Below are 24,080 nucleotides of genomic sequence, written 5' to 3' on the forward strand. Positions count from 1 at the left end.
TTTATTTACTGTCGCTTGTTGTTAATTAACAACTGGCATTTTTAAACTTAGTTATGATAATCGGCCCCAAAATTAAATACAGAACAAAATTATGCCTGTACCTGCAGTAGCAAACACTAAGACTGCAAATCAGGCATGAACTAAAAATAAAAAATATTCAGCCAGCTTCAGATCCAGCACTGCCAAAAGTTCTCTTTGCTTAAGAACGCAGCCCTTCTACAAACTTTTGCCACTCTTCAAATTCCTCCTCCTTCATAACACGAGGCATTTTCACCTGTCCGCCTTTTTTCTTTTCCCGCTCATTCCATTTGTAAAAAACATCAGGCGTTACATTGCTAACCTTAACACCCTTCAGGGCCTGCCTTCTGGCAACACCGTAGTTTTTATTCGATTCCTTCAGGTATTCATCCAGTGCTTCTGTGAGCTTGTCTACATCCACCGCACCCTCTACCCCCAGATACCAATGGTGTATATAGTCGCCATCCGGTCTAACAGCAGCCACGGTAAACTCCGGAATGGCAACATCAAAGGTTTGTTCAAGATGTTTCATGGCGCTATTCATTTTCATTACAGACAGCTGTGAGCCAACCACGTTTAAAAAATGTTTAGTCCGGCCTGAGATCACTATCTCTGCTTTTTCTTTATCTGTAAAGCGAACTGTGTCCCCAATCATATAGCGCCAGGCACCTGATACTGTAGAAATGATCAGTGCATAGTCTACCCCTTCTTCTACTTCATCAAGTGTATAGGCCGGGGCGCTCTGTACAACATTTCCATTTTCGTCTATATTTTCCTCCTTAAAAGGCACAAATTCAAAATAGATCCCATTGTTGATTACCAGCCGCATGGCCATGTCTTTGTTGGGCCTTGCCTGGTATGCCAGAAAACCTTCGGAAGCCAGGTAAGTATCAATAATGGTGATGGGTTTACCAAGCAATGATTCGAAGCTTTTCCGGTAGGGACCAAAAGCAACACCTCCGGATGCAAAAACGCTTAAGTCTGGCCAGATTTCATGTATATGATTAAGATTATGGTATTCAATGATCTTTTTTAGCATCAGCTCATTCCAGGATGGGATGCCACTCAGGGCACCCACATCCCAGTTTTTTGCATTCCTGGCGATTGCTTCTACCCGCTCGTCCCAGTCGTTCAGGGCAGAAATTTCATCTCCTGGCCTGTAATATCCCTTGAACCAGTCGGGGATGTTACTCGCTGAGATACCACTAATTTCACCCTCCAGGTGGGAACCTTTATCCACCAGGTCTGTAGAGCTGCTAAGCATCATCACTTCTTTCTGGAAAAACTCAGAGGGAAAATCAAAATTGGTAATGGCCAGAATCTGCATAATACCCGCTTTGCGGATAGCTTTCAACATATCGTCAGTTACCGGAATCCGCTTGCTTTGTTTACCGGTAGTTCCGGAGCTTAGGGCATAATACTTGGGCTTACCTGGCCAGGTAACATTTTCTTCGCCATCCAGCTGCCTGGACCACCATTGATCATGCATCTGGTGGTAATCAAAAAAAGGTACGGCCTTGGCAAATGCTGCCGCTATGTCTTTTTCCTCCAGAATCTGCTCAAAATTATATTGCTTGCCAAAAGCAGCGTCTTTTGCATTTTTGAGTAATTGTGGCAATACCTCACGCTGATTTTCAGAAGGAGATAAATCCGGAATAACCTTCTCAGTTAATTCCAGCGCATGTTTGATGATGTTTCCCAGTATGGCCATTTCCAGAACTTACGGATATATGATTTAAGAATAAAAAAGCTCCTGTAGCAGGCACAGGAGTAAATGAATGCCACTCCCATTAACGTAATGGAGAAGATTTGGTTAATTGACTGGTGCAGGAAATAGCCTGCTGCTGCCAGCAGATCCCTGAAATTCTGCACCAGTTTGCTGCAGCAGCATAAAAAAAGGCAGCGGGTAAGTACCCGCTGCCATTCATATAACGCAAGAATGCAACTATATTAAATCAACTGATTAGGAAGTGCGATTTCGGTCTTTATCTGCACTTACTCTATCCACTTCCACATCTGTTCTGCGTTCTGTATCACGCACTTTTTCAGTATGCGAAGTTGTTTCCTTACCAATGTTAACTTCTTCTACCACACGGGCTTCTTTTTTAATCATTGGCTGCTCGGCATGCTCTGTGATTCTGGCATCACCTTCCTGGAAGGTATCAAAATCACGCTTAGAAGCCGGGCGGTCAACCGGATGACGCTCTACGTTTACGTGTTCTTCACGCAGACGAAGCTTTTCTTCTACCGGACGTTCAACGATACGGCTATGCACACGTACCTCGCCAGTTTCAACTTCGCGCTTACCTACCTGTACATTCTCCTCAATTACTGGAATTGATTTGCCTTTTACATCAGCATCTGCAGTTGTGGCAGTTGCTGTACCTGTGGTACCTTTTGCTTTGGCTGCATCAGCTACATTTATAGCACCAAACTTATCCAAAATAGCTGCTGCACGCTCGGCATTCGCCATTTCGTCGGTGTGTACCGTTACAACTGTACCACGTCGGGCTGCTTCCCTGTAATTGGTTACATGCGGATCTCTGCCCAACAGATTAGTGAAAAAAGTATCAGTTCTGTCGTGAGCAGTATTATCTTTTATATCTGTACCATGAGCAGAAAGGTCAATAGTACCGCGGTCAAACCCGTCGGTTACCAGCTGATCTGCTGCTTTCTGTGCTTGTACTTTATTTTCGAATATTCCTATTACTGTTTGTGACTTTGACATGATTATTATTATTTAAATTAAAAAATACTAAGGCCTGATTTTCAAACCCTAATCTATTCAGAGGTGTTGCTATTCTTGCGTTTAACAGACACCTCTTCTGAGCGAAGTGTCATGTGCTGCGAGGCTTGTTTTTTAACCTTGCGCTTGGTTACATGAAGCTCCTCTACTAACACCAGCCTTTTAACCACTACTTCTTTCAGTACTGGTATAATGGTGGTTTCACCTTCCTGCCTGATTGCAGGGGGAGGCGTATCTACATACTGGTTGATGGCTATGCGCTCTACGTCTACATCCTCATAAACATAAGGCACCTCTACATCAACCTCATCTTCGTGTACTTTTTTGCTGATATGTACAGAGCCGGTTTCAACTACTTTTTTCCTTACTTTCACCTTTTCCTCAATCACCGGAATGGTTTTTGATTGATAGGCAACCCTGTCTTCTGCGGCCTGTCCTTCAGCTTTATTATATGTTTTATCTTTTGATGCCATTCTTATACATAGTTTAAAGAACCCAAGTCTGTTCCAAAATCTTGCTTTCTGCTACAATTCCAAGAGTTCCCTCTATATAGAGTTACGGGACTATGCGCATAGGGTTTTATAAATCTTTGCTTCTACCCCTCAAACACTAAAGATCTGTTAGCCAAATACTACCAGCTGTGATTTTATTTTCTGCTCCTGTTTTTCTGTTATGGTTTAAACTCCTGCTTACCCCCACTCCATTATATAGCACCAGCTTATGAAGGAATTGATAAGGCGCAATGCCTCTCTAACGCCAACATTTGCAGCAACAGATCAAAACAGCCCTTAGCACATCTAACTTAAGAGTGCTGCTGTCACCAATATTTACCGACATACCTCTATCAACAAACCACATGCATGACCTGCGATCACCCCTGCAGCATTGGCAGGGCCTCCTCATTACCCTGCTGATATGCAAGGTCCAGGGCAGTAAGTCCCCTGTTATCTCGTATGGTTTTATCGGCACCATGTTCCATCAATAACTTTACAAGCTGATTTCTGCCAAACAGAGTCGCAAACATCAGGGCTGTACCGCCATTTCCGTTCTGTAGATTAAGATCAGCTCCATTTTCAATCAGCAGGCTGGCAACCTCGGCATAGCCTTTAAAGCAAACACCCATAAGGGCAGTATTACCACCAAAATCCTGTTTGTTCACATCTGCATTTGCCTTTATAAGCTCCTTTGTTGCCTCCAGGTTACCTTCATAACTGGCGAGTATCAGGGGCGTAAAGCCCCTGCCATCCTGTGTATTGATATCTGCACCTTCTTCTATTAGTTGTTTCAGATAGTTAGTGTCGCCTTTACGGGCTGCATCGAATAGAAGATCCTCTTGTTTGGTTGAGTAGAAGTTCATAGTTAGGAACTTGGTTTGTTTAAGTAGATTACCTGAACAAAACCCGGTAGAGCGAAATCTGTTTGAAAATAAATTGTTAAGAATGACTTGCCTAAGATAAGCTGCCAACCCGGCGCTAAGAGAAAAGGAAATATGCAAATTTAACAATTGCACATGCGCTATGTTCTATAGGTGTTACTTAACCTGCAGCAGAAAGGTCCGTATGTTTTAGAGTTAAGCTTTAGAATAAGCCTACAGCTGCTGTTAGCTGTGAGTGGATACTCTGCAAATCAGGACGAGTATTGTCAGGCTTTATGCACAGCAGGATTATTATTAGATACCGGCAAACTTTAGCTGTTGAATCCTGCCCTGATGTTGATTAATATTTTTTAAACAAACTAAAACAGAATGGAAATTTCATTAAAACCACTAAACGAACAGGTAATAGTTATTACCGGGGCATCCAGTGGTATCGGACTAGCAACTGCACGTGCTGCGGCAAAAAAAGGTGCAAAGCTCGTATTGGCCTCCAGGAATAAGGAAGCCCTTACGGAAATTGAACAGCAGCTTTCAGCTGAGGGTGGTACGATAAAGCATGTAGTTGCTGATGTAGGCAAACGCGATGACATTCAGAAGATCGCAGATGCTGCCATAGAACATTTTGGTGGCTTTGATACCTGGGTAAACAATGCGGGTGTATCTATTTACGGAAGGCTGGAAGAGGTAAGTGACGAAGATCATCACCGCCTGTTCGACACAAACTTCTGGGGTGTGGTGTATGGCTCACTGATCGCTGCCAAGCACCTGAAAGGCAAAGGTGGTGCTATCATAAACCTGGGCAGTGTGTTATCTGATGTTGCCATACCAATTCAGGGTATGTATTCTGCCACAAAACATGCAGTAAAGGGGTTCACCAATGCTTTACGTATTGAATTGGAAGATGAAGGCGCAGGTATTTCTGTAACCCTGATCAAACCCGCTGCAATTAACACCCCCTACACCCAGCATGCTAAAAATTACACTGGTAAAGCTACTACCCTGCCACCACCTGTATACCAGCCAGAGGAGGCTGCAAATGCCATTTTACATGCAGCAGCCCATCCAAAACGCGATATATTTGTGGGCAGCGGCGGAAAAATCATGAGCAACACCAACAGGCTAGTACCTGAAGTAATGGACTGGGTAGGTGAAAAGATGATGATAAAGATGCAAACCAAAGACAGGGCACCAAAGCACCTGGAAGATGGTCTGAACCAGCACGGTGAAGGCGGCAAGGTACATGGCGATTATGATGGCTATGTAATGAAAACCAGCCTCTTTACCCGTGCCTCCATGCACCCAATTATTACAGGTGCCGTAGTTGCTGTTGCCGGTGCTGCAGCCTATGCGTTCTTAGGCAACAGAAAGTAAAGCAGTATATTTTAAAATACAACCACAATAACAAGAAAGGCCCCGCCATAATAGCGGGGCCTTTCTTGTATTGATTACATCTTTAATTTTATTGCACCTTTTGCAGTGTTCCGCTTATGTCTCTGCCCTGGAAGTTAACGCTGATGTTCAGCTTATCTCCTTCCAGGCTGCCTTTATAAGGTACCACATCACCTCTGACAGAAATGTTGAAAGAAATTTCATTTCCCTGGATTTTACCATCAGAAATGGCCTGCCCGCCCATAGGAGTCTGTACAGTTCCGGTAAGCGTTTCGCCATTTGCCTGCAGATCCAGTGTTAGCTCAAGCTGGCCTACAGTTCCCTGCCAGCGGCCATTAATGTTTTCGGCATTGCCCGCAAGGCTATCTGCAGCTGCGGTAGAAGTCCCTGCCGTAGGGGCACTGGCAGGACGGGCTGCTGGTGCAGGCCGTGCAACCTGCGGAGCACCTCCCGCCGGGGCGCCTCCCTGCGGAGCGCCTCCCTGCGGAGCGCCAGCTTCCGCCCCACCTTCACCGCCTTTAAGGTCGTCGTTGTTTACAGACTTTCTTCTTCTGCGGGGAGCATCCATCGTCATTTTACCAATGCGGTAGCTGAAGTTGATTTTAAAATTCAGGTTGTGAATTATGTTGGTACTTTGCTGGCTGATGGTTGGGGTGTTCAGCTCATTTCTGATCTTCATGGTATTAGAGAAGAAGTTCTCTGCACCAAAGCCAATGCTTCCTTTTCTTTCATTGAACTCCTTGCGAATGTTCAAACTGTAAATGCCAAAGCCACCCTGGTAACCCTGTAACTGCACCTGTCCGCTGCGATAAAAGCCAAATCCCTGCAGGCCCCAGCCACTACCAAGACTGTAATTACCAAAAGCCCTGATGTTGGCAACCCAGCCACTGTTTGTTGCACGCTGGTCAGGTGCATCAACATTGTTGCTTAGGTCTGCATAGTAAAAGTCAGTGCCGCCATTGAGCGTGAATTTTTTGGCAATATTGATACCACCAAAAATACTGGCACCATAGGCATTCTCCCTGCCAATGTTATAATAGGAGGTTTCAATAACACCCTCCTCCACACTGTTGCGCACCGCCTGAATAGAGTTGTTTGTATTACGCACAAAAGTGGTAACATTCAGCGATGTACTTTTAAAGTAGGTGCTGTAGCCTAGTTCAAAGTTGTTGGTATATTCCGGGTCCAGCTCCGGGTTACCTATGGTTCTGAAGGCAGGGTTCGGATTCTGAACATTCGGGTTCAGGAACTGCAAAGAGGGACGCTGAATGCGGCGATTGTAAGCTAACTTTACAGTGTTACCCCCTTTCAGGCTTTTTGATAGGTTTATACTGGGTACTATAACTCCATAGGAGGGTATCTTCACCTCACCAAGGCTGTTTTCAAAATCGGCAGTGATGGTGGTGTACTCATAACGGGTACCTGCCTTGATACTGTACTTGTTTGCAGTTGTAAGGGTATAGGAAAGGTAGCCTGCTGATATGTTCTGGTTGTAATTGAACACATTGCTGAGGTTCTGGTTCTCTGATTTTTCGAATGCAGCTGTACCCTGGGCTACAAAGGTTTCATAATCACTGATCACCTGCCGCAGGATCTGCTTACCGCCAAGTTCCAGCATCTGGTTTTTACCGATCGGGTTCTGGTAATCGAGTTGAACGGTAGATTCCTGGTTATAGCTTTCGTTGATATTCTTTACCCGGCTGTCTATCGTGGTTTCATCTTCCTGGAAAAGGCTGTTGGTAAAGTTGTTAGTGCGGTTATTGCGACTAAACTGGGTAAGCAGGCTTAGCTCCTGCTGTGGTTTATTGAAAGTGTGGGTGTAGTTCAGGTTAACATCCCATGTTCCTGAATTATCGGTTACCTCCACATCACGCATTTCTCTGCTCGCCAGCTCGCCATTGATAAAACGCTGGGTTAGCAGATCATCCTGGTAATTATGGCCGTTGCGCAAACCATACTGTACCGAAGCGTTTACATAATTCTTTTCATTGATCTCATAATCCCAGCCAAAGCTGTAGCGCCCAAACATCATATTGTTACGGGTATCAGCTTCCTGTTTTGTTACATTTTCATTGCCATCTGCTACAATGGTCTGGGTATTTTCAAAGCTGCCGGGCATATTGTAACCCGCACGGCCAAAACCACCTAAAGAAAAGCCCATTTTACCCACACGATAGCTGCCATTCAGGCCCAGGTTAGTGCCACGCAGGCCAACACCTGTATCAACATTCAGGCTGCCCCCCTGCAGGGTGTTTTTCTTGGTTATGATGTTGATAATACCTGCAGAACCTTCTGCATCATATTTTGCTGATGGAGAGGTGATCACTTCTACAGATTTGATCATGTCTGCAGGAATTTGCTTCAGGGCATCGGCAACACTGCCGGCTGTTATGGTAGATGGCCTGTTATTGATCAGCACCCTTATATTCTGGCTGCCGCGCATCGATACATTTCCATCCAGGTCTACTGAAAGCATAGGCACTTTGCGCAATACATCTGCAGCATCGCCACCTTTATTGGATGCGTCATCTTCTGCATTATATACGGTGCGGTCAACACGCTCCTCTATCATGGGGCGCTGGCCTTCAATGGTTACTTCATTGAGTATTTCTTCACTTTCACTGATCAAGATTTCCCCCAGGTCTATTTTTTTATTGCCAACAGCAACTTTGGCAATTGTTTTGGTTTCAAATCCAATAAATGAAACCTGGATGTTGTAAACACCATGAGTGATTTTTTCAATGGTGAACTTACCCTGATCATCTGCAATGGTACCATCCACTGGCTTTGCTGTAGCAGGATCTATCAGGGCAATTGTTGCATAAGGGATTGGCTGTTTGGTGGCAGCATCTATAACAGTGCCTGTAATTTTTCCATTATCCTTTTCATTATCAGGGTTGTTTGGCGATGTGCTAGATGGGTTACTATGGACAGTTATCGCAGCACCAGCCGGGGGTATGGCAAAAGCAGAAAGGCCTGCCAGTAAAAGTAGGGGTAAAAGCTTATTCATTCCGGGTTGAAATTCGACTAAAGCGCAAAACAACCCTCTTTCCTATCAATAACAAAATAGAATAGACCTACGCCCCCTAAACACCGACCAATACCCCTATCTGGCCGATGACTTTAAGCCAGAAAGTAATGATTACGGATTAAATATTTTTCTTCAACGATGCTGTATTAAGGGTTGCTATAGAAAACTAGTTTAGCTATAAAAGCCAGTATTGACGCTTTAAGCCTGTTTAGCAGTTATCAATAAATCCATCCATAGAATAGAAAGGGGCAATAGTCGGTAAAATCTAACTAATGGCAGATCTTGAAAGCATTTGAATGCCAGGGCTATTACCTTAGCAGTCAATATTGTATTAATTTGCTCCTTTCATGGCTGCTCCTCTCCTATATCGCAGGGCATACCCCCTCATAAACCTGATGGTACTGCTGGGCCTGCTGCTGTTGCTTTGCCAGCCGCTTTTGTGGGATATAGAACTGCCCACAACATTTTGGGTAAAACAGGCTATAATGTTTGGCTTTTGGGTTGCCCTTTATTTCCTGAATGCCTATGTGCTGGTGCCCCGCTTTCTGTTCCGGAACAGGATCAAATGGTTTGCTGCCGCTCTGTTTACAGCTGTACTGTGCGCCCTGCTGCTCGATCTTGGCATCAGCTACACCCTTAAGCTGCAGCAACTTATATTTAAAGCCTTCAACCCTGAAGGAACACCCCCGACAGGCTTCAGGTTTGATATAAACCCGGTGCTACTCCTGGCAACATTACTGGTGCTGGGCATCAGCACCACCATTAAGGTAGTGCAGAAATGGCAGAAAGATACGGTGATCAGACAAACCCTGGAAAAACAGAAAATAAGCACTGAGCTTTCTTTCCTGAAGGCGCAGATCAACCCACACTTCTTTTTTAACACCCTCCACAGCATTTACGCACTTACCCACATGGATGTGGAGACTGCCCGTGAGGCACTATATACCCTTTCCAGGATGATGCGCTATGTGCTCTACGAAACGCAATCTGGTAATACCCTGCTTAGTAAAGAGATAGAATTTCTGGAAGATTACATTAAGCTGATGCAGCTTCGCCTTACTGAAAAAGTACAGGTAGCTTTCGAAAAACCACAGTCGTTTCAGGATGTGCGGATAGCCCCCATGCTATTTTTACCATTTGTTGAAAATGCATTTAAACATGGAGTAAGTGCCATACACGCCAGCAGTATCAGAATAGTTATTTTTCAGAATGAGCAGAGCCTTAAACTGGAGGTATGCAATACCCTTTTACCAGAGAAAAGAGTTGTACTGGAGGATAGCAGTGGCATTGGGCTGGTAAATACCCGCAGGCGGCTGGATTTGTTGTATGCCGATAAATACCACCTGCTGATCAACGAAAGATCTCCCAAAAACGAATACCAGGTGTACCTAACCCTTGACCTGTCATGACCCTTAGATGCATTGCAGTAGACGATGAACCCCTGGCCCTGAACATGCTGTGTACCTTTATACAGCAGACCCCATTCCTGGAACTGGTGGGAAAGTACAGCAGTGCTGTAGAGGCGCTGCAGGGGCTGCATCAGCAGAAAGCAGAAGTGATATTTCTCGATATTCAGATGCCAGACCTGAGCGGCCTGGAGCTGGCACGCATTCTTGACAAAGGTGAGCCGGGATCCTGGCCCAGGATCGTTTTCACCACTGCCTTCAATCAGTATGCAGTAGAAGGTTATAAGGTCGATGCGCTCGATTATCTCCTGAAGCCTTTTAATTATGCAGACTTTCTGCGTGCTGCCAGCAAAGCAAAGGCCTATGCCGATCTGCTCAACAAAACCATTGCATTGCCTTCTGCCGCCCCGGAGCCTGAAGAAGAATACCTGTTTCTGAAAGTAGAGTACCAGCTGGTGCGTATTGCCTTTAGTGATATATTATACATTGAAGGCCTGAAAGATTATGTAAAGGTGCACCTGGAGAGCAATCCCAAACCTGTGCTGTCGCTAAGCAGCCTTAAAGTACTTGAGGAAAAGCTGCCTGCCAGGAGGTTTATGCGCATTCATCGTTCTTATATTGTTGCGCTAGATAAAATCAGTGCAGTTTCGCGTAACAGGGTGCAGATTGGCGAAAACAGCATTGTTGTAAGCGAGCAGTATAAAGATACCTTCGGCCAGTTTTTAAGTCGCTGGACATAAAAGACTGGCTGAAGGCTTGTGCCTAATCATGAATTACCTCATGTTTCTTCAGGTCTCTTACCACAGCAACGATATAAAGAACAACAGCAGCGAGCAGAACGGGAAATCCAAAGAAAACGCCCACGCCCACCGACCAGGCTTCAAAGCCGGCAATCAGAAAAAGTAGCACACAAAACAAGCCGATGCAGCCCAGGATCACTGAAATTCTGATGAGTTTATCTATGTTCCGTCTTCTTTTCATGGCGATACACTGCTTGTTTGCTCAATACCAAGGATCTTTTCCGTGCCAAGGGTTTTAACGTAATTGTAGACTTCATAGGAGTTCTCTACATCATGCTGATGCCACACAAGCTCATCTTCCTGGTTATCTGATGGTTCCACAGGCTGAATGGGATTCCCCCTTTCCAGTGGAGTTGGATGCGCCGGTCCGTGGCAGGAAGAACAACTTACCTCGTTGTTCATCAGCTTTTCCCTTAACGCTATATGACTGTTTACTGTCTGGAATTTTTTGGTTGAGCCATGGCAGGTAGTACAGTTTTGGTTAGGGTAGCTCCCCTTAAAAGTAATGGGCTCCGGCCAGGTGTCTGTAACATACATCAGCCAGTGCCTGAAACCATCTCTTTTAGCTTCTGCGGTGCCGTGTATACCGTAAGAGGTGTGGCAATGATAACATTGATTTTCTGCAATCCACTTGTTTTTGAAATGCCTCGCTGCAAGCGTTGGACTCTCTTCATTGCGAAGATCATTTACAAAAGGCTCCATAATATGGCAGGAGGCGCAGGATTCAACGGTGGTGGTTTCATGCATCAGTGTGGTGGTGCTACCTACCATAGCAATTACCGGCAGCATAAACAGACCCAGAAAAAGTGCCCATTTATAGGAGCCCCTGGCGATCTTGTTCTTCAGGAAAAATTCAACAACAATTAGCACTGCAATGGCTATAATGGTCACTACAATGGCAATTTCACGAAGAAGTTCTGCAGCAGATACTCCCTGCTCTTCGGGATAACAGAAGGCTGGTACAGCATTTATCAGTAGTAAAATCAGCAGAAATACAGTTCGTTTACTTTGTTCGAATTTAAGAAACTTCATCAGCTGCTGGTTTGGTGGTTGATACAGGTTCTATTGCTACTGCACAGTATTTATAAGCCGGCTGTTTGGAGATTGGGTCGTATGCGTCTGTGGTGGCATGGTTAATAATGCGCTTCATGGAATGAAAGGTTGTAAACAACATTCCTTCACGCGTTTTCTCCACAATCCTCACCCTGAAAACATCGCCGCCCCGATTACTGCGCACCATTACAGGCATATCCTGCCGCAGGTTTAACCTTTGTGCATCGGCAGGGTGTACCTCCACAAAATCAACAGGTACCCGCTCGAGCTCCTCCAAACGGCCGGTGATGGTATCTGTATGCCAGTGTTCCAGCACCCTGCCGGTGGTTAGAATAAAGGGGTAATCATCGGTGGGTGGTTCTGGCGGCCCCTGCTGGTTGTGTATAAAGATTATGGCCCTTCCATCTGGCCTGCCATAAAAGTCGAGCCTGTCATTACCTTTGGCCATTGGATCTTCGCCTGGCACATAGCGTCTGCAGGTGCCCGGATGATCTTCTGTTGGGCAGGGCCACAGCAGACCACGTTCCTTTTTCATGCGCTCATAGGTAATTCCCTTAAAATTGTAGTAGGAATACTGCGAAATGTTACGCCATTCCTCCCATACCGCTTCCGGAGTGCGTGCAGGTAAAATATGCCCCAGGCCCAGCCTGTCAGCAAAATCAACGAGTATGTTCAGATCACTTCTTGCCTCCCCGGGCGCCTCTACTAATTTAGGAACATGGTGGTAACGCCTTTCAGAATTACTGAAAACACCCCCCTTTTCTGCCCACATGGATGTTGGCAGCACCACATCAGCAAATATTGTAGTGTTGGTGGGGTGGAAAGCATCTGCCACCACCAGGAATGCCTTTTCCATAGCTGCCCGGTAACGGGTAGTATTTGGCATAGACTGCCCCGGGTTGGTAGCCATAATCAGAGCACATTTTAGTTCACCAGATTCCATAGCCTTAAACATCTCTACAGCATGGTATCCTGGTGTTGGCTTGATGGTTCCCTCTGGCACATTCCAGAGCTTTTCCATCTCCCGCCGGTGCTCTGGCACCAGAATCTTGCGGCCGTTTGGCAGCGAGTGAGACAGCGCCCCTGTATCGCGAACACCGCCCCCTGCATTCGGTTGCCCGGTGAGAGAAAAACAGGTTGCTCCCGGACGGCCTATGTTGCCCGTTAGCAGGTGCAGTGCAATGATCAGCTGGTTGGAAGCGACTCCCTGTACCTGCTGGTTCAGGCCCATTGTCCAGATAGTCATGGTGGCACCTGATGAAATAAAAAGGTAAGCGGCTTCTCTGATCGATTCTGCAGAGATTCCGCATACAGCAGCAACTTTCTCCGGGCTATAATTGCTCAGATGCTCCCTGAATGCCTCAAAATCTTTATTTTCATCTCCCTGTTTGAATGTTACAAATTTTGCAAGCATCTCTTCATCTGCCGCGCCACGCCTTACAACCTCGTACATCAGCGAATTATACAGAGCCACATCAGTGCCCGGAATTATTTGCAGGTGAAGATCAGCATCACGGGCGGTGCGGGTATGCCGGGGGTCTACAACAATAATTGGGGTTTCGGGCCGGCTTCTTATTCTATCCTGAATTCTTTCCCATAGAATCGGGTGGCATTCAGCCGTATTGGAGCCTGTAATCAAAAAGCAGTTGGCATGATCCATATCATCATAGCAACCCATTGGTTCATCAAGGCCAAATATACCGGTATAGGCATAGGCGGGAGAAGCCATGCATAAACGGGGGTTGCCATCAACATTATTGGTGCGGATGCCTGCTTTAAACAGCTTGCTTGCCGTATAACTTTCTTCGGTAAATAACTGACCGCTGCCAAAGTAACCAACACTATCGCTGCCATAGGTTTCAATTGCATCTTTGAATCGCTCTGCAACGAGCGACATGGCATCATCCCAGCTGGCTGTTACAAGCTTTCCATTATTGCGGATCATGGGGTATAAGGCCCTGTCTGGTGCATAAAGAATATCTCGGTTCATGACACCTTTGATGCATAGCCTGCCCCGGTTATGGGCATATTTATCCCCTCTTACATCCACCACTTTACCTTCGTGCAAGCCAATTTGCATGCCACAGCCAGTACCACAGAACCTGCAAACGCCTTTATGCCAGGAATCTACTGCTATGACGGGCTGCCTTTGCCAGAGTTCTCGAATATCTCCACAGCCTCCCAGGAACACCATGCCCGAACCAAGACTGGCTAGCCTTAAAAAATCTCTTCTGCTTAAACCTTCAAAACTATCAGTTTCCTCGTTTTTCATTATAGATATGATTGGAGGGTGATTAGACTTCTATGCTGTGCTTTTTAAAAAAAATAGCACCAACAGCCGGGGACACTCATGTCCGGGACAAAAGAAAGGCTGAAAAATATGTACTGCTATGATATCAGTCATGTCTATGCATGACCTCTGTCATAGGTACATCAGCTCAATAAATAAAGAGCCTGCAACCGCTTAATCTATTGTAAACCAATGCAGGTTTTCTAGAAGAACAAGCAGGTACAGGCGTTGTTATTTTGATTGGGTATAAATAAAAGCTTTAGAGGCTCCGTCCAATCCTCATTAGCATGCGTTTCCTTCAACAGGATTCGGAAAGGCATCCGACTCATCTTCATTAGGCCTTTCCTGCAGGCATTTAAAGTCTTTTTCAATCAGAATGTAAAGATGCTCTCCGTTTATCAGTGGCATGTTTGCTTCTATGCCCACTTTGTTTGTTCCTGCCCAGTCATCGGCAAGTTTAGCCGGTACTGATACTGTTACTTCACCTTTCTCGAAAAAGGCTGTTACCGAACCTGATCCGTCATTTTTTTTAAGGGTGTAAGTAAGGCAGTTTTCCGGAGATGCCCCCATCCAGGTTGCTGTAGTTACAATACCTTCTGTACTAAACCGTTCCACCTCCTGCTGCATTAGGCGCAGTCTGATGGTGTTATCTTTCATCCTTATTTTCATATAGTTCTGCTTTAATGTACCTGTAACTTTGATCAATGTATGAAGTTATGCAACTGCAATAAAGATAAACCAGCCCTCCTAAAGATACAAAAGCTGCAAAAACAGTGTTTGCTGCTTAGAGCTTAGCAGCAGTAATTTTAAATTTACCCCCAGCACCCGTCTCATGTAAAAAAAATTGCAGTTGCTGCTGCTTTTACTAACTGGCAAAGCATGAATGATCTCCTCGTTTCCTTTGATGGAATCACCGTAAGGTATCTGGATAAATTAATATTTGAAAACCTGGACTTTAGAATTGAAAAAGGCCATAACTGGGCAATTACCGGCCCCAGCGGTTCAGGCAAAACTGCACTGCTGGAAACTATTGCAGGCAGTTTTAATATTGTAAATGGCGAGGCCAGCTATCCTTTCTTTGATCAGCTGGTTAAGAAAAACAGGATCACAGATCCACTCATCAGGTGGAGACAATTCATTGCCCTCATCTCTTCCAGGCATAACTTCCGTACCCTTTCTAATACTACAGAAATTTACTACCAGCAGCGCTTCAATGCTGCCGATGTAGAAAACCTGCCATCGGTAAAAGACTACCTCTTATCGCAGCAGGCACTTTTCCCCTCCCCTGTCTGGAATTACCAGTACACGATAGAACGCTTAAGACTAATACCCCTGCAGGACAAGCAGCTCATTATGTTATCGAATGGTGAAACCAAACGACTGCTCATTGCTGCTGCCCTCCTGCGCAACCCTGTTTTGCTGCTGCTGGACAATCCGCTAAGCGGGCTGGATGTGGAGGCAAGGAAAGATTTTAATACTCTTCTTGAAGAGATTATTGATTCAGGCATACAGGTGGTGATGACGACTAGCCCTACGGAAATTCCGGATGCCATAACGCACATAGCCATGCTGGAGAATGGAAAGATCACCAGGCAGCTGCCAAAATCTTCTTTTGCTGCTGAAGAAGTGCCTGCTGTTGCATCACCTGATATCGATACCAGGGAACTGGAGAGGCTGTTAGCTATCAATGCCTTCGGCAACTACAACACAATGATAGAAATGAAAGAGGTTAGCATTACCTATGGCAGTAAGGTGGTATTGGATAACATAAACTGGAAGGTAGAGCAGGGTGAACGCTGGGCACTGCTGGGGCATAATGGTGCAGGTAAATCAACGCTCCTGAGTCTGATCAATGCAGATAACCCACAGGCATATGCCAACCATATTGTGTTGTTCGATGTGCAAAAAGGCCATGGAGCATCTATCTGGGATATCAAGAAAAAAATTGGTTTTGTATCTCCGGAACTGTTTCAGTATTTCCCGACGGATAGTAGCTGCCTGCAGGTTGTGGAATCAGGATTTCATGAGACCCTGGGGTTTCTCCGGTTCCAGAGCCCTGAAAGCACTAACCTTGCCCGCCGCTGGATGCAGCTGCTGGAAATTGAACAGTTTGGGAGTAAAACCTTCAGACATGTTTCTGCCAGTATACAGCGCCTGTGCCTGCTGGCCAGGGCACTTGTTAAAAACCCGCCCCTGCTGATCCTGGATGAACCGGTGCAGGGCCTTGACAGCCATCAGCAGGAACATTTTAAGGCAGTGGTAGATTTAATCTGTCAAAAGGGTAATACTACCCTTATTTATGTAAGTCATTATCAGCACGAAATTCCCCAATGCGTTACCCATACCTTAAGGCTGGAGCGTGGCAGGGTTGTTTAGTCTACCCAAGCGCAAGAGGGTTAAAACCTCTTGCCCTGCAGGCACTATAAAAAATCATTAGCATCTCTAAACCTATCTTAACAGATTAAACATGGCAGGCTCACAAGAATCCGCTTCCACCCAGGACAGCATTCGCATACCTCATCAGCAGCTGGAGGAAACCTTTCTGAAGATACTCCTGAAGAACAATTATTCAGAAGCTGATGCCGATACCTTAGCTGCACTGTTCATGCAGAATAGCCTGGAAGGTGTTTACACCCATGGAGTAAACCGCTTTGCCCGCTTCATTGAATACACCCAAAAGGGATGGGTAAAGCCACAGGAGAAAGGAGTATGCAAACACAGCTCGGCAGCTTTGGAGCAGTGGGATGGCATGCTGGCCCCCGGCCCCCTAAACGCACTGCAGTGTACTGATCGCGCCATGGAACTGGCCCAGAAGTATGGCATGGGCTGTGTGGCACTGGCAAATACCAACCATTGGATGCGTGGAGGTGCATATGGCTGGAGGGCGGCAAAGAAAGGTTTTGTTTTTATTGGCTGGACCAACACCATTGCCAATATGCCAGCCTGGGGTGCTACAGAAAATAAACTGGGCAACAACCCCCTGGTAGTGGCGCTTCCTTATGGAGCGGAAGCCATAGTGCTTGATATGGCCATGTCGCAATACTCCTATGGTTCCCTGGAAGCACAGCAGCTTAAGAAAAAAGCATTGCCTGTGCCTGGTGGCTGGGATCAAAATGGAGAACTGTCTACTGATCCGGATGCTATTCTCCAAACACGCCGGGTAGTACCAGCCGGTTACTGGAAAGGTGCCGGGCTCTCCCTCCTGTTAGACCTGCTGGCCACCCTTCTGTCCGGTGGATTATCTACTGCAGATATCAGCAAAAAAGAAGCAGAACACAGTGTTTCTCAGGTGTTCATTGCCATAGATACTAAACGACTTTCCCATCACCAAACCATCCATCAGCTTGTAAATACTATTATAGACGATTACCATGCCTCACAACCAGCAGATGAGAACAGCAACATACGCTACCCGGGTGAGCGCGTACTAAAAGATAGGGAGCAGAATCTGCAAAAAGGGATTCCCGTAAACATCAGGGTTTGGGAAGAGATAAAAACCATGCTCTAGCAGCATACACTTATATTTTGCCTTAACACTTGCTCAACCTGTACCTGCCCCTAATACTTACATTGATATTTGATTTTCCGGCTCATACTTCAATCTATTTCCAGCAGCAGCAGCCTGCTGCATCAGCTGAATTAAACATAAACCTTTCAGAAGAGCCAGGGCTGTTAATTTTTCCCTATTTTTAACCAGATCGTTAAACACTGGTTAATAATCAGTAACCGTACCCATTTTTATGTTTAGTCTTATCTACCTGCTGTTACTCATAGGCTCCGGAGCCGTTTTTTTCACCGGAATCAGAAAGGGTAAATCTTCTCAAATCACTGTTGGTATAATTCTTCTGCTGCTGGTGCTTGTTTTCTTCTGGTTTATAAATTTCTGGGGGGAAAAACTCTGGTTTGATTCCCTTGGCTACACAGATCGCTTCTGGAAACTGGAGCTGGCACAATGGGCTGCTGCAGCGGCCGGTTTGCTTATTGGGGCACTGGTGGTTTGGCTGGTGCTGCTTGGCATATCACATGAAAGAAAGTGGATCCGATACCTGGCAATGCTCCTGGGGGCATTATATGCCATGAACTGGGGCTGGGCCAACTGGCCCCTGCTGCTGCTCTACATCAATAAAGTACCTACGGAAGTAACTGATCCCATTTTTGGGATGACTACCAGCTTTTACCTCTTCAGTCTGCCACTTTATAATGCTGTACTAAATCTGCTCCTTGCATTATTTACCATTGCCATCCTTGCCTCCCTCCTGGTAGTGTTTGTTGATCCTGATAGCTGGCGCAGAATTATGGATCCAAACAGGTGGCAGAATTTCAGCTGGAATCAGCAGGCTTTTTCCTCCTTTGTAGATCCTGCTCTTTATAATCCGCTGTTAACAAATGCTGGCTTTTTTCTGCTGGTGCTGGCCGGCAAAAAGTACCTCGACCGTTTTGAGCTGATGTACTCCGGCAGTGGCGTAGTATATGGCCCCGGCTGGACAGATGTAAACGTTCGCCTGCCCATGATGTGGGTGGTAATTGGCGTATGTGTGCTGTTTGGTTTGCTGCTGATCATATCGCCCCTGCGTGGCAGGCTACGCTACTGGCTGGCAGGTCGTTTCAGACTGATTGGCGGTAATCCGGGGAGTTTTCTGCTGGCACTGATGGCGTTTCTGGCGCTTGTGTGGTTTGTTTCTTTAACGATAATTCCGGCTATGTTTCAGAATTTCAAGGTTAACCCAAATGAAATTACCCTGGAACAACCCTACATCATTAATAACATACAGTTTACCAGGGAGGCTTTTAATTTAAACAAGATACAGGAACGGGAGTACCCTGTTGTTAACACCTTCAACAGGCAAACAGTGGAGGAAAATATGGGTATATTTTCCAACATACGCCTGTGGGATTACAGGGCTCTTGATGAAGTATACAAGCAGTTCCAGGAATTCAGGCTGTACTATGAGTTTGAAGACATAGACATTGACCGCTACCGCTACAACGGGCAGTATAACCAGGTGATGATCTCTGCCCGGGAAATGGATGTAAATAACCTGCCGGCGCAAAGCCAGACTTTTGTAAACAGAAAGTTCAAATACACCCATGGGTTTGGTGTGGTACTGAATAATGTAAGCGAGTTCACAGCAAGCGGTCTGCCAGAACTGCTGGTTAGTAACATACCACCAGTCAGCAAATTCCCTGAACTTACCGTTGAGCAGCCTAGGATCTACTATGGCGAAAATGAAGACGGGTATGTAGTAGCCAATTCTGCAGAAGAAGAGTTTGATTACCCAAGTGGCGACAACAATGTTTATAACAAATACGATGGTACCGGTGGTGTTCGGCTCGACAATTACTGGCAACAGTTTCTATTCGCCTATAAATTCAACGAAACCAAGCTGCTGTTCTCAGGCTATCCGCAGAAAGACAGCCGCATTATGTTTCACAGAAGCATCAGGGAAAGGGTTAGCAGACTGGCTCCCTTTCTGCAGTTCGACAACGACCCCTATATCGTACTGGCAGAGGGCAAACTGTACTGGATGATAGATGCCTATACCATCTCTAACAACTACCCCTACAGCCAGCCCTATGCAACCATAGAAAGCGACATCCGCAGACAGGAACAGGCAGAGGTACAGCGTGGTGTGGGGCAGTCGCTAAGGAGTGTGAACTACATCAGAAATTCAGTGAAGGTAGTGGTGGATGCCTACAATGGTTCTGTGGATTTTTATATGTTCGATCAGGAAGACCCACTCATCCAGACCTGGAATAACATAATACCCGGCCTTTTAAAACCCTGGCAGGAAATGCCCCAAAGTTTGCTTGACCACATCCGTTACCCTGTGGATCTTTTGCTGGTACAGGGTATAGTATATGCAAAATACCATATGATGGACCCAACAGTATTCTATAACCAGGAAGACCTGTGGGTTAGGGCAACTGAAAAATACTACGACAGGGTACAGCCGGTAGAGCCTTACTACATTATGTGGCAGTTGCCCGAGGCGGAGGAACATTCTTTTGTGCTGATGATGCCTTTTACACCCAAAAACCGGCAGGTGCTCAATGGCTGGCTGGCAGGTATGTGCGATCCGGAAAACTACGGCCAGCTGCTGGCTTACAACTTTCCAAAGGACAAACGTGTAATTGGCCCGCAACAGGTAGAAACCAAAATTGACCAGGATCCAAACCTGTCGTCGCAGCTTTCGCTCTGGGACCAGCGGGGATCCAATGTAATAAGAGGTAATGTGCTGGCCATACCTGTTAATGAAACCCTTTTCTATGTTGAACCCATCTACCTGCAGGCAGAAACTGCTGCCTACCCCGAGCTGAGGCTGGTGGTGGTAATGCACAACGACAACATGGCCTATGCCCCTACCTTTGAAGCAGCGCTGCAAAAAGTACTGGCAGGTACTGATGCAGCTGTTGCAGAAAGAGCCAGTGAGCTGATTGACGGAGAAGAAACAGCAGCTACAGCGGAAACAACAGATAATCAAGCTACTCCGCAGCAGGCAATACCACAGGGCTTGAATGAGCGTATAAGGGCTGCTAACCAGGCCTTTGAAGACTACCTCCGCTATACCGGCGAAAAAGATTTTCAGCGTGCCTCAGAAGCCCTAAACAGACTGGAGGAAAACCTGGAGGCACTGGAAAGAGAACAGCAGTAGTTAGAAAATTAAAAAGCAGGCACCGGGTATCGATGCCTGGCCTGCTTTTATTTATTCTTCCGGTATGCTCTGGCTACACCCACCTGCTACCCACTGGCATACTAATAGGCTCAAATACAGCACTTATTTTCACAACATCATAGCCACATTGGGGAAAGATCATTCAAACGGCTCTTCAACAATAATCCCTCTGCTACCTTGAATTAAATCAGCCCTGCTTGTTGATGTTACCAGCATTTTCCAGTGTTACTGCCGCTTTAAAATTGGGCTGCCCTGCCAGGTAAAGCGTGCGTGAAGGAAAAGCAAAGGATATCTCCATCTTTTGAAATTCTTCATAGATACGCAGATTGATGGCTTGCTGGATATCCATATATGTATTGTATTCTGAACTTAGCACATAATACACAATTTCATAAATAAGGCTGGAATCTCCATAACTTTGAAAATGTACCCTGTCAAAACTTACCGGGTCCTGCTCCAGTATGATGCCTTTGATTACCGCTGGCAGTTGGGTTAACTTCTCCAGGGGAGTGTCATAGGTAACACCAACTTTAAAGAGCACCCGGCGCTGCTGCATTCGCTTAAAATTATGAATGCGGGAGCTGGTAAGATCGCTGTTGGCAAAAACAAGCTGCTCTCCTGATAATGTTTTGATTCTTGTGGTTTTAATACCGATGTGTTCTATAACGCCATTCTTATCATCTACCACTACAAAGTCGCCTACCTCAAAAGGCTTGTCGAAGAATATTACAAAATAGTTGAAAAGGTCGCCTAAAATGTTCTGTGCCGCCAGGGCTATGGCAATACCCCCGATCCCAAGGCCGGCGATGATGGCCGTAAGATCATAGCCCAGGTTATCAAACAAAAAAGCAAGGCCAATAAACCATATCACAATGTTGATGATCAGTTTAAGGCCGCCAAAATTGTTGACATCCTCCTCCTCATGATTTCTGCGTCTTAGGTAAGCAGTCATCAGGAGCACCACGGTATTTGATAAAAAACGTATCGCCAGAATGGTAATAGCTATCGTTGCTCCTATCGCTATGATACGGGCTACCCTGGGTGATAGCACCAGGTAATTGAGCCCCATGTATAAGGCTCCTATATTGAGAATAGGAATACCAAAGCGATCAAAACTAACAACAACAAAATCATCAAAGCTGGTTTGGGTGCCCTCGGCCCATTTTTTTATACGACTAAGGATTACACTGCGAAAAGATTTAATCAGCAACAGAACAGCAACTGTAATTACAAAAGCAATAAGGTAATCCTGCAGGGTGTTTTGATAGAATGTTCTTTCCAGTACTTCGTTCATTTCGGTACAGGTTCATTAAAAAAGCCAATATACAAAGGCAATTGCTTTTCCCTTCCTTCCCTGCCACATAATAAAGAAGAGTCCTCTCTTTACATTTTAATACCAATGGTTATCTCCAGTTCTACTTCTTCATCCAAGAGGCTTTCTATTTCTGATTTCAGTTTTCTTAGCTCAACTTCATCAAGGGGTTTATCAGTAAAAATGGTAACAGATAAGCGTAAGGGATCCATTTTCCGAATGCTCACATCCCTTAACACCATATGATCTATTGTGCGCCCATTCAGGTTTTGGGTGATCCTGGTTTCCTTTACCATCCTTGAAAACCCAAAAGCCAGCGGAGCACTGATGCCCAGCATAAAAACGACAGAGATAATAAGACCTTTTTTAGCCAGCCTGAAGGGACTGAAGCCAAGAAAAAGAAAAGTAATGGCAGCGGCGAAAACAATGCCTGCCAGGTTCGTCATCAGGAGTAGTAATGCACCGGAAAATACATTCCAGTTCATCCAGCCCACGCCTATGCCCGATACCGCCAGGGGCGGCACAAGGGCAACAGCAATGGCTACACCTGCAAGGGTCTTGGCAATTTCTTTTTTTGCATGGGCATAAGCACCGGCAATACCCGAGCCCACTGCTATCCATAAATCAAGCAAGTTAGGCCTGATCCGGCTTAGGATCTGTGAATTGCTCGCAGTTAAAGGTGTCATCAGCGTAATAAGTATGGCACAGAGGTAGCCTACCAGCATACCATAGCCAATAGATTTCAGGCTGCTCCTGATCAGCATGTTATCCTGCCGCAGCACCCCCATGGCAAGAGAAATAATGGGCGACATCAGCGGGGCCAGTATCATGGCACCTATCACCACCGGCGATGAGTTTCCGAATAAGCCCAGGGTGGCAATAAAGGTGGAAAGAAACATTAGCACCAGGTAGCTGGAGGTTGGCCTGGCATTTTCCCTTAATGTGGTAAACAGATCTTTAAACTGGTCGGTGGTGGCATGGTTGATCAGCGGAAGCGGTCCCTTCAGTAGTTCATCCCTTTGCTCACCTATAGGCAACATCTGAACTTTAAAGACCTCTTTACTGCTTCCCTGGTTTATCGTTTTCAGGTGCACTCCCGGAACCACCTGAATCACCTTAGGCACCACCTCCAGCTCAACCTCTTTTGCGCTCAGCAAGGCATTGTCAACAGAAAGGTTCATGGGCTCCTTGCTGTATATCTTAATTTTGTTCGTTCTGATATGTGCAGCAAAGGGAGGCAGCCGTGTATTTTTCTGTGACTGGAATAAGCTTACCAGCCCGAACTTCACCAAACCTAATACACTTTCAGGTGCCAGTACCAGGCTGTTCATCATACCATCATTAGAAAAAGATTCTTTGATGATCTTTCTGGAAATCAAAGAACTGCCGCCGTGCTGAACGATGAACATACCGAGTGCAGCAGTATTAATCGTTTGCTTTTCCTGGTGGCCTTTTTGCTGAAATTCCAGGGTATACTGTTTCAGCTGTACACTTTTGAAAAGCCTGAAAAAGTTTTTAACCTTTCCCATTATTCGCCTGCTTTTTTTAAGCTCTGTGCTTCCATACACAAAGCTTAGCGACTGCCCTATCACTACAGTATCAAAAGAAGGTCTTCCGTTCACCATCAGCATATCAACATGCTGGGCTGTATCTGTGTGGATGATGTTATTGACTGCCACTTCCAGGTCTTCAGAAATACCAAAGCCCAACCGTGCATTGAGCATAGCAGGATGTGGCAAAAAGCCAATTTTCAGTTTCCGGTCAATCACAATGGGTAGCAGTTCTTTCAGTAACTCATCTGGCAGGTAGGTAACAATAAGATCATTGTCATCCAGGTGAATATCTATGCTGTTTTTGAAAGGTGCGTGAATTTTTAAATGCTGCTGAAAAAGTGGTATGATTTCATCTTTGACTGTTTCAGCCATAGACTCATCATAAAGCAGGACAATACTCTTCATCAATAATTTTCTTAAGATAATCTACTAA

Annotated in this window: 18 protein-coding genes; 6 read left to right on the forward strand and 12 right to left on the reverse strand. The window is 45.6% G+C overall.

Features of this window, described 5'->3' with window-relative positions:
- Nucleotides 1-199: 199 nt before the first annotated feature.
- The 4 genes from KWJ01_RS21060 to KWJ01_RS21075 all read right to left on the reverse strand — a co-directional run bounded on the left by KWJ01_RS21060 (nt 200) and on the right by KWJ01_RS21075 (nt 4,121).
- Nucleotides 200-1,729, reverse strand: a complete 1,530-nt coding sequence (locus KWJ01_RS21060) for a GH3 auxin-responsive promoter family protein (protein ID WP_224999089.1) — start codon at nt 1,727-1,729, stop codon at nt 200-202.
- 252 nt (nt 1,730-1,981) lie between these two features.
- Nucleotides 1,982-2,746, reverse strand: coding sequence for a YsnF/AvaK domain-containing protein (locus tag KWJ01_RS21065; protein WP_224999090.1), 765 nt, complete (start codon nt 2,744-2,746; stop codon nt 1,982-1,984).
- Nucleotides 2,747-2,799: 53 nt separating this feature from the next.
- Nucleotides 2,800-3,237, reverse strand: a complete 438-nt coding sequence (locus KWJ01_RS21070; protein WP_224999091.1) for a YsnF/AvaK domain-containing protein — start codon at nt 3,235-3,237, stop codon at nt 2,800-2,802.
- Nucleotides 3,238-3,635: 398 nt separating this feature from the next.
- Complete coding sequence (locus tag KWJ01_RS21075; RefSeq protein ID WP_224999092.1) at nt 3,636-4,121, reverse strand: ankyrin repeat domain-containing protein; 486 nt, start codon at nt 4,119-4,121, stop codon at nt 3,636-3,638.
- A gap of 387 nt (nt 4,122-4,508) precedes the next feature.
- On the opposite strand from KWJ01_RS21075, the gene KWJ01_RS21080 reads away from it, so the two are divergent.
- Complete coding sequence (locus KWJ01_RS21080) at nt 4,509-5,510, forward strand: SDR family oxidoreductase (RefSeq protein WP_224999093.1); 1,002 nt, start codon at nt 4,509-4,511, stop codon at nt 5,508-5,510.
- Nucleotides 5,511-5,598: 88 nt separating this feature from the next.
- Here KWJ01_RS21080 and KWJ01_RS21085 read toward each other — a convergent pair whose 3' ends face one another.
- Nucleotides 5,599-8,538, reverse strand: a complete 2,940-nt coding sequence (locus tag KWJ01_RS21085) for a TonB-dependent receptor domain-containing protein (protein ID WP_224999094.1) — start codon at nt 8,536-8,538, stop codon at nt 5,599-5,601.
- A 368-nt stretch (nt 8,539-8,906) separates the two neighbouring features.
- Between KWJ01_RS21085 and KWJ01_RS21090 the strand changes: the two genes are divergently transcribed.
- Together KWJ01_RS21090 and KWJ01_RS21095 are read left to right on the forward strand one after the other, a co-directional pair.
- Entirely contained in the window at nt 8,907-9,968 is a 1,062-nt protein-coding gene (locus KWJ01_RS21090) for a sensor histidine kinase (RefSeq protein ID WP_224999095.1), read from the forward strand.
- Nucleotides 9,965-10,705: a LytTR family DNA-binding domain-containing protein gene (locus KWJ01_RS21095; RefSeq protein ID WP_224999096.1), complete on the forward strand. Its 741-nt coding sequence runs from the start codon at nt 9,965-9,967 to the stop codon at nt 10,703-10,705. The genes KWJ01_RS21090 and KWJ01_RS21095 overlap by 4 nt, the downstream gene beginning before the upstream one ends.
- 22 nt (nt 10,706-10,727) lie before the next feature.
- On the opposite strand, the gene KWJ01_RS21100 is transcribed toward KWJ01_RS21095, so the two are convergent.
- The 4 genes from KWJ01_RS21100 to KWJ01_RS21115 form a co-directional block, all read right to left on the reverse strand.
- Nucleotides 10,728-10,946: a hypothetical protein gene (locus tag KWJ01_RS21100; protein WP_224999097.1), complete on the reverse strand. Its 219-nt coding sequence runs from the start codon at nt 10,944-10,946 to the stop codon at nt 10,728-10,730.
- Nucleotides 10,943-11,797: a hypothetical protein gene (locus tag KWJ01_RS21105; RefSeq protein WP_224999098.1), complete on the reverse strand. Its 855-nt coding sequence runs from the start codon at nt 11,795-11,797 to the stop codon at nt 10,943-10,945. Before KWJ01_RS21105 ends, KWJ01_RS21100 begins: the two co-directional genes overlap by 4 nt.
- Nucleotides 11,784-14,090 carry a molybdopterin oxidoreductase family protein gene (locus tag KWJ01_RS21110; RefSeq protein ID WP_224999099.1) on the reverse strand — a complete coding sequence of 769 codons (2,307 nt, stop codon included), beginning with the start codon at nt 14,088-14,090 and terminating at the stop codon, nt 11,784-11,786. The genes KWJ01_RS21105 and KWJ01_RS21110 overlap by 14 nt, the downstream gene beginning before the upstream one ends.
- A 300-nt stretch (nt 14,091-14,390) precedes the next feature.
- Nucleotides 14,391-14,777: a hypothetical protein gene (locus KWJ01_RS21115; protein WP_224999100.1), complete on the reverse strand. Its 387-nt coding sequence runs from the start codon at nt 14,775-14,777 to the stop codon at nt 14,391-14,393.
- Between the two features lie 210 nt (nt 14,778-14,987).
- On the opposite strand from KWJ01_RS21115, the gene KWJ01_RS21120 reads away from it, so the two are divergent.
- Both KWJ01_RS21120 and yiaK read left to right on the forward strand, forming a co-directional pair.
- Nucleotides 14,988-16,484: an ATP-binding cassette domain-containing protein gene (locus KWJ01_RS21120; RefSeq protein WP_224999101.1), complete on the forward strand. Its 1,497-nt coding sequence runs from the start codon at nt 14,988-14,990 to the stop codon at nt 16,482-16,484.
- Nucleotides 16,485-16,575: 91 nt separating this feature from the next.
- Nucleotides 16,576-17,616, forward strand: coding sequence for a 3-dehydro-L-gulonate 2-dehydrogenase (gene yiaK, locus KWJ01_RS21125; RefSeq protein ID WP_224999102.1), 1,041 nt, complete (start codon nt 16,576-16,578; stop codon nt 17,614-17,616).
- Nucleotides 17,617-17,673: 57 nt separating this feature from the next.
- Here yiaK and KWJ01_RS21130 read toward each other — a convergent pair whose 3' ends face one another.
- Nucleotides 17,674-17,817 carry a hypothetical protein gene (locus KWJ01_RS21130; protein WP_224999103.1) on the reverse strand — a complete coding sequence of 48 codons (144 nt, stop codon included), beginning with the start codon at nt 17,815-17,817 and terminating at the stop codon, nt 17,674-17,676.
- A gap of 31 nt (nt 17,818-17,848) precedes the next feature.
- Here KWJ01_RS21130 and KWJ01_RS21135 point away from each other — a divergent pair, with 31 nt between their 5' ends.
- Entirely contained in the window at nt 17,849-20,761 is a 2,913-nt protein-coding gene (locus KWJ01_RS21135) for a UPF0182 family protein (RefSeq protein ID WP_224999104.1), read from the forward strand.
- Nucleotides 20,762-20,969: 208 nt separating this feature from the next.
- On the opposite strand, the gene KWJ01_RS21140 is transcribed toward KWJ01_RS21135, so the two are convergent.
- Both KWJ01_RS21140 and KWJ01_RS21145 read right to left on the reverse strand, forming a co-directional pair.
- Complete coding sequence (locus KWJ01_RS21140; RefSeq protein ID WP_224999105.1) at nt 20,970-22,076, reverse strand: mechanosensitive ion channel family protein; 1,107 nt, start codon at nt 22,074-22,076, stop codon at nt 20,970-20,972.
- An 89-nt stretch (nt 22,077-22,165) separates the two neighbouring features.
- Nucleotides 22,166-24,052 (reverse strand): TIGR00341 family protein, encoded by a 1,887-nt coding sequence (locus tag KWJ01_RS21145; protein ID WP_224999106.1) that lies wholly within the window; start codon nt 24,050-24,052, stop codon nt 22,166-22,168.
- Nucleotides 24,053-24,080 lie beyond the last annotated feature (28 nt).

It is taken from the genome of Cesiribacter sp. SM1, from assembly GCF_020178975.1.
Lineage (GTDB): Bacteria > Bacteroidota > Bacteroidia > Cytophagales > Cyclobacteriaceae > Cesiribacter.